At 41.9% G+C, this 15213-nt stretch carries 15 protein-coding genes; 7 read left to right on the top strand and 8 right to left on the bottom strand.

Annotated features, from left to right (window positions below):
- Window positions 1-51: 51 nt before the first annotated feature.
- A complete protein-coding gene (locus H6G86_RS02525; RefSeq protein ID WP_190932956.1) occupies window positions 52-894 on the bottom strand; it encodes a methyltransferase domain-containing protein in 843 nt (280 codons plus the stop codon).
- A gap of 316 nt (window positions 895-1210) precedes the next feature.
- On the opposite strand from H6G86_RS02525, the gene H6G86_RS02530 reads away from it, so the two are divergent.
- Together H6G86_RS02530 and H6G86_RS02535 are read left to right on the top strand one after the other, a co-directional pair.
- Window positions 1211-2548: a TrkH family potassium uptake protein gene (locus H6G86_RS02530; protein WP_190932957.1), complete on the top strand. Its 1338-nt coding sequence runs from the start codon at window positions 1211-1213 to the stop codon at window positions 2546-2548.
- A gap of 157 nt (window positions 2549-2705) precedes the next feature.
- Window positions 2706-3401, top strand: coding sequence for a potassium channel family protein (locus tag H6G86_RS02535; protein ID WP_012412256.1), 696 nt, complete (start codon window positions 2706-2708; stop codon window positions 3399-3401).
- A 140-nt stretch (window positions 3402-3541) separates the two neighbouring features.
- Here H6G86_RS02535 and H6G86_RS02540 read toward each other — a convergent pair whose 3' ends face one another.
- The 3 genes from H6G86_RS02540 to queA all read right to left on the bottom strand — a co-directional run bounded on the left by H6G86_RS02540 (window position 3542) and on the right by queA (window position 6936).
- Window positions 3542-4687: a tetratricopeptide repeat protein gene (locus tag H6G86_RS02540; RefSeq protein WP_190932958.1), complete on the bottom strand. Its 1146-nt coding sequence runs from the start codon at window positions 4685-4687 to the stop codon at window positions 3542-3544.
- A 177-nt stretch (window positions 4688-4864) separates the two neighbouring features.
- Entirely contained in the window at window positions 4865-5485 is a 621-nt protein-coding gene (locus H6G86_RS02545; RefSeq protein WP_190932959.1) for a serine O-acetyltransferase, read from the bottom strand.
- A gap of 245 nt (window positions 5486-5730) precedes the next feature.
- Window positions 5731-6936, bottom strand: coding sequence for a tRNA preQ1(34) S-adenosylmethionine ribosyltransferase-isomerase QueA (queA, locus tag H6G86_RS02550; RefSeq protein WP_199338136.1), 1206 nt, complete (start codon window positions 6934-6936; stop codon window positions 5731-5733).
- A 273-nt stretch (window positions 6937-7209) separates the two neighbouring features.
- On the opposite strand from queA, the gene H6G86_RS02555 reads away from it, so the two are divergent.
- A complete protein-coding gene (locus H6G86_RS02555; protein WP_069068139.1) occupies window positions 7210-7599 on the top strand; it encodes a hypothetical protein in 390 nt (129 codons plus the stop codon).
- Window positions 7600-7662: 63 nt separating this feature from the next.
- Here H6G86_RS02555 and H6G86_RS02560 read toward each other — a convergent pair whose 3' ends face one another.
- A complete protein-coding gene (locus tag H6G86_RS02560) occupies window positions 7663-8160 on the bottom strand; it encodes a YraN family protein (RefSeq protein ID WP_190932960.1) in 498 nt (165 codons plus the stop codon).
- A gap of 23 nt (window positions 8161-8183) precedes the next feature.
- Here H6G86_RS02560 and H6G86_RS02565 point away from each other — a divergent pair, with 23 nt between their 5' ends.
- Window positions 8184-8780 carry a pentapeptide repeat-containing protein gene (locus H6G86_RS02565; protein WP_242064659.1) on the top strand — a complete coding sequence of 199 codons (597 nt, stop codon included), beginning with the start codon at window positions 8184-8186 and terminating at the stop codon, window positions 8778-8780.
- Window positions 8781-8850: 70 nt separating this feature from the next.
- Here H6G86_RS02565 and H6G86_RS02570 read toward each other — a convergent pair whose 3' ends face one another.
- Window positions 8851-9252: a hypothetical protein gene (locus tag H6G86_RS02570; RefSeq protein WP_190932961.1), complete on the bottom strand. Its 402-nt coding sequence runs from the start codon at window positions 9250-9252 to the stop codon at window positions 8851-8853.
- Between the two features lie 254 nt (window positions 9253-9506).
- A complete protein-coding gene (locus H6G86_RS02575) occupies window positions 9507-11282 on the bottom strand; it encodes an N-acetylmuramoyl-L-alanine amidase family protein (protein ID WP_190932962.1) in 1776 nt (591 codons plus the stop codon).
- Between the two features lie 84 nt (window positions 11283-11366).
- On the opposite strand from H6G86_RS02575, the gene pyrG reads away from it, so the two are divergent.
- The 3 genes from pyrG to H6G86_RS39400 all read left to right on the top strand — a co-directional run bounded on the left by pyrG (window position 11367) and on the right by H6G86_RS39400 (window position 13857).
- On the top strand, window positions 11367-13004 hold the full coding sequence (pyrG, locus tag H6G86_RS02580) for a CTP synthase (protein ID WP_190932963.1): 1638 nt from the start codon (window positions 11367-11369) through the stop codon (window positions 13002-13004).
- A 124-nt stretch (window positions 13005-13128) separates the two neighbouring features.
- Window positions 13129-13551, top strand: coding sequence for a hypothetical protein (locus tag H6G86_RS02585; RefSeq protein ID WP_114084087.1), 423 nt, complete (start codon window positions 13129-13131; stop codon window positions 13549-13551).
- A gap of 174 nt (window positions 13552-13725) precedes the next feature.
- A complete protein-coding gene (locus H6G86_RS39400; RefSeq protein ID WP_277883524.1) occupies window positions 13726-13857 on the top strand; it encodes a hypothetical protein in 132 nt (43 codons plus the stop codon).
- Between the two features lie 11 nt (window positions 13858-13868).
- Here the strand turns inward: H6G86_RS39400 and speB are convergent, their stop codons facing one another.
- Window positions 13869-14912, bottom strand: a complete 1044-nt coding sequence (gene speB / locus H6G86_RS02590; protein WP_190932964.1) for an agmatinase SpeB — start codon at window positions 14910-14912, stop codon at window positions 13869-13871.
- Window positions 14913-15213 lie beyond the last annotated feature (301 nt).

Below are 15213 nucleotides of genomic sequence, written 5' to 3' on the forward strand. Positions count from 1 at the left end.
GAACATCTACTTTAATGCTCCTAGATTACATCTTTTTGCTGAAGTGGAATTCTACTTATTGCCGCACAATAAGCCAAATCGAATTAACCCACGCTCATAACCGCGACGCATTAATCCCAGTGATAATGCTCCTTGGATGGTAGTCCAACCAGCATTTAGTAAACCCCAAAGCGCTTGGGGAGTAAATGCAGAATCAATTACCACGTTCCAGAAAGGGGCGACAGCAGTTGACCAATCAGCAGTGCGAATATTATGTAATGGTAGCTGATGTGCGATCGCTTCATACTCTGGCAAAGAAATCACATAAGGTAAGCAATACACCCGATAAATATCTTGCAAGTGCTTTTCCTCATCTGCCGTTAATGGAGACTCATTAGTTGGTCGATGACACCAAGTCACCATAATTAACTTACCGCCAGGCTTCAATACTCGATAACACTCCTGGAGAAACTTGGTTTTATCTGGCATGTGTTCGCCACTTTCCAGCGACCAAACCAAGTCAAAAGAATTGTCAGCAAAGGGCATTGCTTGAGCATTTGCGACTTGGAATTGTGTTCTCAGACTCAGATTAGCTTCTGAGGCGCGTTCCGTTGCTCTCGCTGCTTGTACAGGACTCAATGTAATCCCTGTAGCCTTAGCATTAAATTTCTGCGAAAGGTATAAAGAACTACCGCCGATGCCGCAACCCACATCTAAGATATTTTCTGCTGCTTCTACCTTTGCCCAATTGAGCAATTCTTCGATTAAATCAATTTGAGCCTGACGACGGTCTTTTTTCTGGGTACCATCAGCGCCGTAATAGCCGTGGTGCATGTGTTCGCCCCAAATCTGTTCCCACAGACCAGATGAAGCATCGTAAAATTGCTGAATTTGCTGGTAAAGTGTTGCACTCATGAAAAAGTAGTATTAAGACGAAGTAGAATTCAAAAAAACATATTGGTAGACTACCATGTATGTTTTTAATTAAATAAGGGTATTTTTGTTCTAAGAAAGCTAAACCGGAATTAATCCTCTTTAGAAAAATTTCTCAGTTTTACCTAAACAAACTGTTCTTGCTCAAAATTATACCAACTATCCAAAAAACATACGATATCCAAGAGGCGTAAACCCAGGTTAAATCTAACGTTCTTAACTACGAATTACGTTAGCGTAGCGGGGCATTCGCTTTTCGCGTCTCGCAGAGAAGCCCATTACGAATTACGAATTAATTATGACTGTTGCTCGGACAATTTGTTTAGGATTTCTGGCTGTCATTGCTGTAGGGACTATCCTGTTAATGATGCCTTTTTCAACTAGTGCTGGTAGCTGGAATGACCCAATTGTTGCACTATTCACCTCGACATCCGCAGTTTGTGTCACCGGTTTATCAGTAGTTGATCCTGGTACTTATTTTTCCTTTTGGGGTCAATTGTTTATTACGCTATTAGTTCAGATTGGTGGGTTGGGCTACATGACAACTACCACATTTCTGATTTTGCTCATTGGCCGTAGGTTTGATATGCGGCAAAAAATAGCAATTCAACAAGCTTTAGATCGACCAGGTATGAGTGGTAGCGCCCAAGTTATCCGTTCAATTATTGCTACAACTTTAATTTTTGAGATTACAGGCATATTTTTACTTTTACCAGCTTTTGTTCCTGAGTATGGATGGAGTAAAGGACTTTGGTTAGCAATTTTTCATAGTATCAATTCTTGGAATAATGCTGGTTTTAGTTTATTTAAAGATAACTTAATTGGTTATCAGTCATCTTTCTTAGTAGTCTTCACTATTACAATACTAATTATCTTTGGGGGAATTGGGTATCAAGTAATTTTAGAAATGTACTTTTGGTTGCGTGATCGCATTTTAAAAAAATCTATTAAAATGCAAAGATTTTCTCTAGACTTTAAGGTTGCAACCAGCACAACTGTTATATTATTATTAATAGGATTTGTTGCTTTTTTCTGTATAGAAATCAGAAACCCTGAAACATTTGGTTCTTTAAATTTACGCGACCAAATGTTAGTAGCTTGGTTCCAATCCGTTACTCCTAGGACTGCTGGTTTTAATACCATCGATATTGGCAAAATGACCACTGCTGGTCTATTTATTACGATTGCACTAATGTTTCTTGGTGCAAGTCCAGGTGGTACAGGAGGAGGTCTGAAAACAACAACATTGAGAGTTTTAACCAGTTGCACTAAAGCTATTCTCCAGGGGAAAGAAGAAGTTTTATTATATGATCGCAAGATAGCAACATCTTTAATTTTGAAAGCTGTGGGTGTGTTGGTGGGTTCAGTAGCGACCGTGATTTTAGCTACGATTTTAATAAGCCTCACAGATCCAACATTAGATTTTATTCAAATTTTGTTTGAAGTGGTATCAGCCTTCGCCACTGTAGGGCTTTCTACAGGCATTACAGCAAGTATTTCTACAACAGCAAAGCTCATCCTAATTGCCACGATGTACGTTGGACGAGTAGGTATTTTACTACTGATGTCCGCTGTACTAGGAGACCCACTTCCTACTAGAATTCACTATCCTGAAGAAAATCTACTTGTGGGATAGTTAGCGAGTGGGGGGATAATAATTCTTGACAACTCACTAATGACTAATGACTAAACTGATAAAATATACATTGAAAGGCAAAAAATAAGATTTTTAATTCAAGTATCATAACCATTTTTTGCCCTAAATACAGGGAGCCATTATAAGGATAAAAAGGGTGAATCTTTCATCATTAAGTTTTTTTCGCAGTTTACGTAAAGATAACCAACAATTTGCTGTAGTTGGATTAGGTCGTTTTGGTAGATCAGTCTGTTCTACACTGCATAACTTCGGTTATCAAGTACTGGCAACAGATATTGATGAAAAACGAGTTTCAGAAGCATTAACTGAGGGAATAGTTGGTCATGCTTTGCAATTAGATTCTACAGAACCAGCCGCACTAAAAGAAGCTGGAATTTTTGAATTTGATACTGTAATTGTAGCGATTGGCAACTACGTTCAAGAAAGCATTATAACCACCCTAAATGTGAAAGAGGCTGGCGTACCCCATGTAGTCGCCAAAGCTTCTAGTGAAGTTCATCGTAAACTATTGCGGCGAGTAGGAGCAGATCATGTTGTTTTTCCTGAGTATGAAGCAGGTTGCGCCCTAGCGCGTACACTTACTAAACCAGCAATCTTAGATCGATTTGATCTAGACCCAGATAACAGTATTGTAGAGTTGATTGTGCCTGATGAATTTCACGGCAGAACAATCACCGAGCTTCAACTTCGTAACCGCTACGGTTTAAATTTGCTAGCGGTGAGCCAGGATGGTAAATTTCAAATTAATCCTGACCCTACCAAACGTTTAGAACGTGGTTCAGCAATGGTAGTTATTGGCTGCAATAAAGATATCAATCGTTTGCCGATTTAAAAAATTTAGAAGTCATTCAATTTTAGTTTTTAGATTTTTCCTTCAATCCAAGTTGCACTGTAAGCACACCAAAATTGCTACTCAAAATCTAAAATTGGCAGAGTTAGAAGTTATTAATTTATTTCTAACTCTGAATTTTTTTATTGTCCGGAACTCGTTGAAGTAGATTGTTGTTCAACTGAGACAGGGTTTTCTAGTTGATTTAGCGTTTGTGGCTCAGGTGTTTGTATTACATTACTTGTGTTGTCTGAAGCCTCAGAAGGAGTAGCTGTTTGACTGGCTTGAGGCTGTTGTGGCTGAATTTTCTGGGCAATTTGTTGCATTAGTTGTTCTATTTTCTGAGCTTGCTCAATGTTCCCTTGCTCACGATACTCAGTATGGGCACGTTTCAAGACTCCATTAGCTTTCTTGATGTCGCCTTGATTATATAAAGTGACTCCCAAATTATAGTAAGCTGAGGCATTTTTAGGATTTAGGCGAATAGCTTGCCGATAAACAGAAATAGCCTCAGAAGCTTGGCCTTGGATTGCTAGCAAATTTGCCATGTTGTTATAAGCTGTGGCATTTTGAGGATCTACCTGCAAGGCTTGACGATAGGTTGCGATCGCTTGCTCTGTTTGACCTTGTTGTTGCAAGGCGATCGCTAAGTTAAAATAGGCGTTGGGATTGCTGCTATCTAAATTAATTGCTTGCTGGTATGTTGCGATCGCTTCCGGTAGCTGTCCTTGTTCATACAGCACCAAACCCAGATTATACAGCGCTGCTACCTTTGTGGGATCTATCACAAGGCTTTGACGATAAGCCGTAATCGCGGCATCTTTTTGTCCCTGACGATGCAGCACTAACCCTAAGTTGTAATAGGCTTCACTAAAATTAGGATTAATCCTAATCGCCTCTGTATATTCTTGTAAAGCTACATCTAGGCGATTTTGCTCCATTAAAATATTACCCAGATAATTTAGCGCAGCCCCAAGGCTAGGATCTCGCTGCAATGCTTGACGAAAGGCATATTCTGCCCCCTGTAAGTCTTTGCGGTTATAGCGCGTGACTCCCTGTTGGAAAAAGCTAGCTGCTTCAAGATCCTGAGAAATTGCGGTTTCTGCTAGCAACTTGCTTCCTGGAAAATTAGTAATTGTTGGTGCAGCCAAAACCAAAAACGCAGAGGAAGCAAACAGAAGTCTGAACAGGGGCTTTTTCTGAACAGAGTTTTGGTGAAATAAGAAGTGTAACCAGGGCTGAGTTTGACTTTTTCTAGACAGGAGTGACATAGATGTACTTATGCTCATATCTTTATAAGTCAGAGTACCCACCACAGCATGAAAAATTGCAAATCAAAAAATTAAGAATTTCTCACTTTGGGAGCATCCGACTTTTGTAAAAACACCCTTCTCCTTGTTCAGTTGCTCTGCATACCGTAATTAGTGCGATATTCTATAGGTTTTATAATCTGTTAATAAACAAATTTAAATCAACTGCTCTTTTACTTTCACGCCATCTCTCTTGATTATATAAGCTGGAACACCGACAACAACACAATTACTGGGAACATCTTTGACTACAACTGCATTTGCTCCTACTATCACATTATCATTTATAGTGACGTTGCCAATCACTTTTGCACCTGAACTTATGATTACATTGTTGCCAATTGTCGGAAAATTATTTTTACTGCTGTATCCTATTGTCACTTGTTGATTAATCCAGCAATTATCACCAATGCTTCTTGCATTTACTATAGTACTAAAGCCATGTTGAATAAATAGTCCAGAACCAATATTATCGCAATATAAAAATAGACTTGGACATTCTTTATAAAAGAATTTTATAATATGCATCAGTACCAATCCTAGAAAGTTACCTTTTTTAATTCTGTAATAGTAAAGATTTCTGAATTCGGGATATTTATAAAGCAAATATAGCAAGTTAACCCAGTCAGAAGTATCAACTAGCTCAACTATCTTTGACCATCGTCTTACATCCACAAGAATCACTTCTTTCTTTGTAGTGACGATAAACAATATGAGCATCGGAGCATTCATTATCTGGATGATAGTTTTGACCAATTTTATTATGAAGTCACGCATAAAATTACTCCTATAGGAATCCGGTTTGATTACTTAACGTATTTGCGTAGGTAGGTAGGGAATCTGACTTTTCACGGCATCTGGAAAACCTTTCTCTAAATCTCTCTCCTATTAGGAGAGAGACTTTGAATTTCCCCCTTCCCGCATCGGGAAGGGGGTTAGGGGGTTAGGTTTTTCGTGGACTTTTCCACATAACGTGAAAAGTCAGGTAGGGAATAGGTAACAGGGAACAGGGAACATTGCCCTCATGCTTGACTCAGAACTCTTATGGCTTCCGGCAAAATTAGCATAGCATCACCAAAGGAATAGAAACGATACCCAAAAGCGATCGCTTCGTTGTATATATTCAATAGCCGTTGTCTGCCAATTAGCGCACTTACCAACATCAGCAAACTGGAACGTGGTAGGTGAAAATTGGTAATCAAACCATCCACCACCCGCCATTGGTAGCCGGGATAAATAAACAAGTCTGTTTTACCGCAAAATGGTTGTAAATTCCCAGATTTAGCCGCCCCTTCCAAAGCCCTTACTGCCGTTGTTCCCACAGCAATAATTCGACCGCCAGCTGCTTTAGTGGCGCGAATTTGCTCTACTGTGGCGGCAGGAACTTCAATCCATTCTTCATGCATCTGGTGGGTAGTTACGTCTTCTACTTCCACAGGACGAAAAGTGCCGACACCAACGTGTAGCGTGACAAAAGCTTGATTGATGTTGCGATCGCGCAGCTTTTGTAATAATTCTGGGGTAAAGTGTAATCCTGCCGTCGGTGCTGCGATCGCTCCTGGCTGTTCGGCATAAACTGTCTGATACTGCTCATCAGCAGCTTCTGAGGCAGTAATGTAGGGTGGTAGCGGTACTTCACCAAATACCTCTAACAGTTGCACCAAAGGCTTTCCCTCTGGCACATCAAATTGCAACAAACGTCCCCCGGTTGCTGCATCTGTTTCTAAAACAGTAGCCGTGAGTTTGGGACTGGGGACTGGGGACTGGGGACTAGGGACTAGGGAAGAATTTTCCCAATCCCCAATCTCTAATCCCCAACCCCCAGTCCCCGCTTGCTTTGCTTCAAAAATAATCTTCGTTCCCTGTTTGAAGCTTTTTCCTGGCTTAACTAAAGCTAACCAACAGTTATACTGCCGTTCTTCCAACAGCAACACCTGGATTTTAGCACCAGTGGTTTTATGACCATAAAGCCGCGCTGGAATAACTCTTGTATTGTTCATGACCAACAAATCACCAGAGCGTAGCAGTGCAGGCAAATCATGGAAAATATGGTGAGATGCTTCTGTTTCAGTGCCTGTAGTGGGAGAATTAACTACCAGTAACCGGGAACTATCTCTAGGAACTGCTGGGTTTTGGGCAATGAGTTCTGGAGGTAGTGTGTAGTCATAGCCTGCTACCGAGCAATCTAATTCAAAATTTTTTTCTTTAGGGCTAGATGTATCTTTCAACTTGGCTTCTACTAGTTTTTGCTTTATTTAGTATTTATACTCTCTGAGAAAAAGCTGCTTTGAGCTTTCCCTTATATTGGAACTTTAAGGCATCTTTGCCCAATTTTGTCGCGAGGCTATAAGATTGTTACTATTAAGTAACACGGAAAAATTAACATAAAAATTGGGTAAACCTCCCCATCTAAAAACGGGGGCTTTTACCCTACCGGGAACAGGCACTGATTGACGAATATAGATATGTAGGATTGGCTTTGATCCCAAGCACCAACAAACATGGAATACTTGTACTATCTGGCAAATGCCAGTCTAACCCTGAGGGTCGTTCAACACCTGCACGCTAGACCCCAGACACCAGTTTCGTTCGTCACCGTAATTCATCAAATTGATGGCTGGGTGGTTAGGATCAAACTCAGAGGTCAAGTCTCGCCCCAAGAAGATGGCGACTTTCGGGCTTTTCTAAATGAATTAGGAATTAGCTATGAGCCACCAATGAGGGTGCAAATGGCACTTTGGAGTTTAGAAGCGGGACAATGCCCTGTGGACGTGATGCGTCGCTATCAGGTAGCGATCGTTTCTCATGGTAGTCCAGAGAGAGACGAAATCGAAGCTTTCCGGCAACAGTTTGTCAGGGGCTTAGGCTACTGTCCAGAAACTTTGGCGTAATACCGTTTGGTTGTAACGCCAGTACATAATTATTGGTAATTAAGATATTTTATCCATTACCAATTAACCATTATCAATTGAAGAGTCGAAAGCTGCCAGAATGTATTCTTGCAGCTTAAACTTATATTCGCCTGCTGATGAAGTAGCAAGAGCTTCCTGAGTTGCTATAACCGCAGTCTGATTTTTTGATATCTTTTTACAGTAGACAATAGCAACATCAAATCGGCAAGAATAATCTGCCTTTTCAGGGTACTGGGCTAAGAATATTCCAGCTGTCCGTGAGATTTTTGCTTGCTTTTGTGGGGTGATGGCGCTTCTTCCCCCTGCATCCCAATTCCCTGAACTGCGGGTTTTGACTTCAACAAATGCCAATAATGAGTGCTGAGTAAGGAGTTTTTCTCCAGTTTGTTCATCATATTGAGCAATAATATCGATTTCTCCATAACGGCTAGAAAAGCGACGATGCAGAATTATCCAACCTATAGATTGCAACCATTGGGCAACTAGGTCTTCTCCTAAATGACCAATATCTGGATAATGAGATGTAGGAAGGTTAGCCATTGACGAAAAATATCATAAATTCTATGAATTCTAGATTAAGCGATGCCTGCGACGGGCTACGCCTACGCACAGCAGGTTCTAAACTCGACTCATCCCGAACACAATTCGGGTTGAAGCGTCAGACAGACTATCACTTTTGGACAAATATACTCAGCTTATTCTTGTGGGGAATAATTGGCATCACCGCAACGCTCGGTTTTGCTCCAACAGCTTTGGCACTCGAATATAATAAAGAGATTTTGGTCGAGGCTGATTTTTCAGGACGTGATTTAACAGATTCCAGCTTTACCAAAGCTAATCTTCGCCAGAGCAACTTCAGCCATGCTAATTTGAACGGTGTCAGTTTCTTTGCAGCAAATTTGGAGTCTGCAAATTTAGAGGCAGCTGACTTGAGAAATTCCACTTTAGACTCGGCTCGTTTAGTTAGGGCAAATTTGACAAATGCACTGTTAGAGGGTGCTTTTGCTGCTAACGCCAGATTTGATGGCGCAATCATTGACGGGGCAGATTTTACCGATACGCTGCTGCGTTCGGATGAGCAAAAAAAATTGTGCAAACTTGCCAAAGGGACTAATCCAACCACAGGACGAGATACGCGTGACACGTTGTTTTGTCCTTAGTATTTTCTACTGGAATTGGGAATGGGGAATGGGGAATGGGGAATGGGAAATGGGGCATTTCCTACTTAACCTACCAACCAAGGGCCCCAATCTTTTGACAAACAATTTTCATTCCTTTGCCTGGTGAAGAATTGGCGACAAAAGGTATTTCTCCTTTCTCCTTATCCTCTTGAAGTAGCTGTCCCTCTGAACTGTAAATGGCAATGTGATTCCGAAAAAGCCGTGATTCGGAACATGATGCATCAAATGTAGTCTCGAAGATGCCATCTCCGTACATACCGTAAAGTTTATACGTTGTACCCTTAATAGTTTTTGTATCTAAAGCTACGCTGTTTCCTAATTTATCATGCCCCACAGTAATATATCTTTGTGCATCTTGGGCGATCGCTGCGCCAACACCTTCAGCGAACGCACTACCATTGCTCAATAAAATAGCGATCGCTCCCACCATACCGCCGATTTTAAAATACATACGGTTTCAAAATATAAGATTTGATATATTTTTAGCCGCAATCAAAGTTGTTTTGGCATGGTAGAAGCACTGAAAAGTTAAATCGCTGACAACTTTCACGAAGTTGGCGATCTGAATACCGCGAATTTTCACAAATCCAGGACTTATGCAAATAATAGCCAAAACCCTATAGGGGTAATTCATGAATTGCCCCCACAGTTTTTAGTTTGGCGTAAGAAATAGGATTGCTATAGCTCGTAAGTTTAACACCCGATCTATCGAACGCTTTTAAACCACTCAGTAATCCCCTGAGCGATCGCATCAGCCATTTTCTTCTGTTCTTTTGGGTTCACTACCTGCTCAAATTCATCGGGATTGCTCATAAAACCCAATTCCAGTAACACCGATGGCGCAGCTGCTGGGCGTGTCAGCGCTAGGTTGTCCCAAAACACACCATAAGAAGGTTTGCCGAGTTTTTTAACAACATAGGTCTGTAAAAATATTGCCAGGCTGTGGGCTTGGGGTTGATACCAAAAAGCGGCGAATCCCTTGGTTTTTTCAGCATCGCCATCATCGGGTAAGGAGTTGTGATGTATGGAAATAGCGATCGCAGGTTCTTCTTTACTAATAATTGCCTGACGTTCTGCTAGAGAAACCTCCTTATCGTCCTCCCGCGTCATCACTACCGTTGCTCCTCGCTTCACCAAATCGTCCCGCAGCAACTTAGATACCACCAAATTCACATCTTTTTCTAAATATCCAGTTGGGCCACTGGCACCAGATTCTTTACCGCCATGCCCTGGATCGAGTACAATCTTGAGATTAGCTAAAAGCTTGCGTCTTGTGTTCCCAATATTAGGCGGATGACGCAAAGCCAAAACCAGGGTTGTACCGTCGTATCTCAGCTTATATCCCCACTGTTGAGCTTTTTTGAGGTTAAAGGTGTATTTTACTTGTTCTGGAGCCTCCTGTTGCCAATCTAGCCGAGAAATTAGAGGGTCATCATCCAGGCGAATAATGTCCGTTTGGGCAGTAGTATTGTAGAGAGTGAGAGCGAGAGCTTTCTCACTTTGTTGCACGCTCACAGGTACGGGAACTTGTAAGGGGAAAAATATCTCTGTCGCACCAGGGAGTTGACGGTATCCGACACTGCGAATTATTGTTTGTGGCGGAATTGCACCAGGTAGAATGCGAGTTTCCTGACTATTAATCCAAGCGCCATAGTCTAGGCGCAACCATTCACCTTCCTTACCTGTTACTGTTGCGCGTGTGCCTTTAGGCAGTGGTGTGAGTCGAGAATAATCGGTGCTTGGGCCAGTGCGAGCAACGCCTGACTCTACTGTAACCTCAGAAACCGGCAACTCTGCTCTTGAGAGGATTTGAATTTTACCAGTCCCTGGTTGAGTTATCGTCTTGCCATTGAGTGTTAGTTGAAACTGAGGTTTTCCCAGATCGGCGGCTGTTGCCACTGTGGTGCAACCTTTATAATTGCCTACGCTAGACTGGGCATAAGGCTGATTTTGCCCTGTCAGAGCTGCCAAATTACTTGGTAGTTGTGCCTGTTGAGGTTGAGGTAAAAGGGTAATCGTTTGATTAGCCAGGGTTACAGAGACATTGGCGTTAGGGGGTGCGACCCCTTCGGGAAGCTTCGCTAACGCGCTAAAACAAATTAGTTCTCCTGGTAGTCTGGCAATGTCAGCGGCGGGAGTCAAGGAATCTTTAGCAAAGGCTACCCCCTGTGGTAGTTCAGGGCTAGTGTTAACCCTTATCACCTTAATCTTAAGTTCTTGATTCTGGCGACGCACAGTAAAAAGATTCTCTCCCAACTGCAAGGGGAAACTAGGGGAAAAATGACCAGCTTTGCTGCGGTTAATTGGCTTACTATTGATCAAAACCTCACCATCCGGTGGTGCAGTCCCCAGAAAAAAGATTTTTTGGGAACTCGTCTGGTAGTTTGTCTTGGGAAAAACGACTATAAGAGATGGCTCTGCCAATGCTACGGAGGATGTGAGAATACAGCCTAATATTACTAATCCTAAAAGGTTTTTCACAGCAAATCATAAAAGATTACACCACAATAACTGTGGCACAATGACGGGATGTATTTTTAGAAGTTGTTAGAAATTCAAACTACTATGACTAAGTTTATCTTCGTAACTGGAGGCGTAGTTTCCAGTATTGGTAAGGGCATTGTAGCAGCAAGTCTAGGGCGTTTGCTCAAGTCGCGCGGATATTCGGTGTCGATTCTCAAACTCGACCCTTATATCAATATCGATCCTGGCACAATGAGCCCTTTTCAGCATGGGGAAGTATTCGTTACCCAGGATGGTGCGGAGACAGATTTAGACTTGGGGCATTACGAACGCTTCACCGATACCTCAATGTCGCGCTTGAACTGTGTGACTACTGGCTCGATTTACCAGGCAGTCATTAATAAAGAGCGACGCGGAGACTACAATGGTGGCACTGTACAGGTTATTCCTCATATTACCAATGAAATAAAAGAGCGGATTCTGCGAGTTGCTAAAAGTACAAATCCGTCCGTAGTAATTACAGAAATTGGCGGGACGGTGGGAGATATTGAATCACTGCCGTTTTTGGAAGCGATTCGCCAGTTTCGCAAAGAGGTTGGGCGGCAATATGTACTGTATATGCACGTAACGTTGGTACCGTGGATTGCTTCTGCGGGTGAGATGAAAACTAAGCCAACACAGCATTCAGTTAAAGAACTCAGATCCATTGGTATTCAACCAGATATTTTAGTTTGTCGGAGTGATCGCCCCTTACCCAAGGGATTAAAGCAAAAATTGTCGGGATTTTGCGATGTGCCCGAAGAATGCGTCATTACTTCTCAAGATGCCAAAAGTATCTATGAAGTACCCCTAAATCTGGAACGGGAAGGAATGGCAGAACAAGTGCTGAACTTGTTGCAAATGGAGCAACGCCAACCAGATTTGACGCAGTGGCAAACCTTGGTACAACGCTTACATACTCCCAAGCACGAGCTAGAAATTGCCATTGTCGGCAAATATGTGCAGTTAAGTGATGCCTATTTATCTGTAGTGGAAGCATTAAACCATGCTGCAATTTCCACTTATGGCAAACTGCGCTTGCGTTGGGTGAACTCAGAAGATTTGGAAAATGAATCAGCCGAAACTCATCTTGGGGGTGTCGATGGGGTAGTTGTGCCAGGAGGTTTTGGGGTTCGGGGAGTGGATGGCAAAATTGCCGCCATTAAATACGCACGCGATCGCCAAATTCCCTTTTTAGGTTTATGCCTGGGAATGCAATGCTCTGTAATTGAATGGGCTAGGCACATAGGGGGATTAACAGATGCTAATAGTGCCGAATTTGACCCTCATACAACTAATCCGGTAATTAATTTATTGCCAGGACAGCAGGAAGTTGTGGATTTAGGGGGTACAATGCGCTTGGGGCTATATCCTTGTCGTGTTCTTCCTGATACATTGGCTTTCAAGCTTTATCAAGAAGATGTAATTTATGAACGACATAGACATCGCTATGAGTTCAACAATGCTTACCGCGATCTCTTATTAAAGTCCGGCTATGTGATCAGTGGGACTTCTCCTGATGGACAGTTAGTTGAAATTGTGGAATTACCCAAGCACCCATTCTTTCTGGCTTGCCAATTTCATCCAGAATTTCAATCGCGTCCTAGTAGCCCTCATCCTTTATTTAAAGGGTTTATTCAAGCTGCGATCGCTCTTTCGCTGTCAACTTCAACTACACCAACACCATTGGAGGTTTCTTAACAATTCATAATTCAAACAAATTAATTTGATTTTGAATTGGTACACAGCAACAAAAACTTAAGGCTTCAGTAGACTTGGACATACAGGGTGCATCATTCGTAAATTTCGGACTTGAGGAGATGTTGTGGCGTACTGGGTGAAAATCCTTTACGAGAGGAGAGAATATGTAGTGAACTTTGAACGTGTCCATGCTTTTTGTTATGAAGTGAATGGCAGGGTTACTTTTTGGCTACCCGATAGTGCCATTCCAATAGTCATTAATCCACAAAGTAACCTAGAAGATTATCAAAAGATTCTCGATTATTTAGAATGCGTGACAAGTTTAGAATTAGATCATGCCCACTGGGTGAAAATCCTTTACGAAAAAAACGAATATGTAATTAATCTCAACTGCATCAGTTCCTTTTGTCATGAACCGAATGGTAGGATAACCTTCTGGTTGCCAGATGGCACTATCCCCATCATCATTAATCCTGTGAGTAATCCCGAATCATATCAAAAAGTTGTGCAATACGTTCACAAGGCAACGGGCTATTCTTTATCTTAAAATTCTCAGATAGTGAAGCAAGGTTAATTAAACAATTTTATATAGGAATCCGCTTTGATTTTTGTTCGCGCAGGTAAGAGGCAATAGGCAATAGGCAATAGGTAAGAAGGCTTTTTGAGTTGTACGGAGTTTTTTTCACCAATCAAATATGAGTCCTATATTTGGGATTTTAGATTGACTCCAGCAATGAAGTCGGGGGCTTGTTATTTAATTTTAGATTTTCGACTTTCCTGTGGAATGCTACGTGAACAGTGTGAAGTTGGTTCGACTGAGCGATCGCAGAACGTCTCAGTCGAACGATTTTAGGAACTCAACAATTACGAATTCTGCTTGGACAAATCCATCAAATTTGCCAGCTTGTAAACTACCCGCGCTCCAACATTACCATCCCACTCGGCATCACCGACTTCACAAATATCAAAGCCAATAATTTTTCTACCACTATTAACTAATTCCCGGAACAGAAAAAATGTTTGCTCTAATTCCAATCCACCTGGAACAGGAGTACCTGTACTTGGGCAAAGTTTTGGATCTAGACCATCGACATCAAAGCTAATGTAAACAAACTCAGGTAAATGACTGATAATTTCTCGGCATAAATCAAGCCAAGTTGTTCCAGAGTAAAGTTTTTGTTTAATGGCTGGGTCGTAATATGCAATAATGCGACGATCAGATTGGTCAATCATTTGCACTTCATCATGACTAATATCACGCAAACCTACTTGCACTAGTTTAGAAATTTGCGGTATTTTCATCGCATTAAACATAATCGACGCATGGGAAAACTCAAATCCCTCATAAGCATCGCGTAAATCTGCATGGGCATCAATGTGCAAAATGCCATAGTTAGCGTAGTTAGCTGCCAATGCTTGGAAATAACCTAACGGCGAACTGTGATCTCCACCAATAACTGCAACTCCCTTACCCTTATTAATTGCTTCTTGGCAATTTTCAAACAGCCATTGATTTACCTGTTCCCCAGCCTGATTAATTTCTGTGAGGACAGGTGTTAAATCTGGTGTATCTGAGAGTTCTTTACCTTGGGCTAATCGCTCAATAATTTTTGCTGCCAAGGCACGGTAGTATGTATTCTTCTCTAAAATATCTTGGGGAATTTCCACCATGAAAATTCCTTGCTTCCAACCATTAGGGTTATCAAAATCGAACAAATCTAATTGAGTTGAAGCATCAAGAATTCGCTGGGGGCCATTGGCTGTGCCTGCGCCATAAGAAACAGTGACTTCCCACGGCACACCAAAGACAATCAGGTTTGCAGACTCATAATCGCAGGGCAAACCTAAGAGGTTGCCATTTATTTCACCTACGCCGCTAGGATTGTAGTCTTGTAGTTGATTACTCATCGATTATCTTCTGGATTTACGTGGATTACAGCACGTCGCCTAGTGCGTTAAGGTGCATAGTCATTGGAGATCCCCCTTAGTCCCCCTTAAAAAGGGGGAAAATAAGACATTCTTAGCCTCCCCCTTTTTAAGGCTACCGTGTACACACAAATCGGAGTTACTTTGAGATCCGGGTTTTACCCCCCTTAATCCCCCCTTGTAAAGGGGGGAAATATCCGGTTCTCCCCCTTTACAAGGGGGAGTTAGAGGGGGTGAGAAGGACTTGTGTGTACACCGTAGCCCTAAAAAAGGGGTTGGGGGG

The sequence above is a fragment of the Nostoc sp. FACHB-133 genome (assembly GCF_014698055.1).
Classification (GTDB): Bacteria; Cyanobacteriota; Cyanobacteriia; order Cyanobacteriales; family Nostocaceae; genus Nostoc.

Excerpts from the sequence above, each read along its gene's own strand:
- H6G86_RS02525 (WP_190932956.1), bottom strand. The coding sequence starts at position 894 with ATGAGTGCAACACTTTACCAGCAAATTCAGCAATTTTACGATGCTTCA.
- H6G86_RS02530 (WP_190932957.1), top strand. The coding sequence starts at position 1,211 with ATGACTGTTGCTCGGACAATTTGTTTAGGATTTCTGGCTGTCATTGCT.
- H6G86_RS02540 (WP_190932958.1), bottom strand. The coding sequence starts at position 4,687 with ATGAGCATAAGTACATCTATGTCACTCCTGTCTAGAAAAAGTCAAACT.
- H6G86_RS02545 (WP_190932959.1), bottom strand. The coding sequence starts at position 5,485 with ATGCGTGACTTCATAATAAAATTGGTCAAAACTATCATCCAGATAATG.
- H6G86_RS02555 (WP_069068139.1), top strand. The coding sequence starts at position 7,210 with ATGGAATACTTGTACTATCTGGCAAATGCCAGTCTAACCCTGAGGGTC.
- H6G86_RS02560 (WP_190932960.1), bottom strand. The coding sequence starts at position 8,160 with ATGGCTAACCTTCCTACATCTCATTATCCAGATATTGGTCATTTAGGA.
- H6G86_RS02565 (WP_242064659.1), top strand. The coding sequence starts at position 8,184 with ATGAATTCTAGATTAAGCGATGCCTGCGACGGGCTACGCCTACGCACA.
- H6G86_RS02570 (WP_190932961.1), bottom strand. The coding sequence starts at position 9,252 with ATGTATTTTAAAATCGGCGGTATGGTGGGAGCGATCGCTATTTTATTG.
- pyrG (WP_190932963.1), top strand. The coding sequence starts at position 11,367 with ATGACTAAGTTTATCTTCGTAACTGGAGGCGTAGTTTCCAGTATTGGT.
- speB (WP_190932964.1), bottom strand. The coding sequence starts at position 14,912 with ATGAGTAATCAACTACAAGACTACAATCCTAGCGGCGTAGGTGAAATA.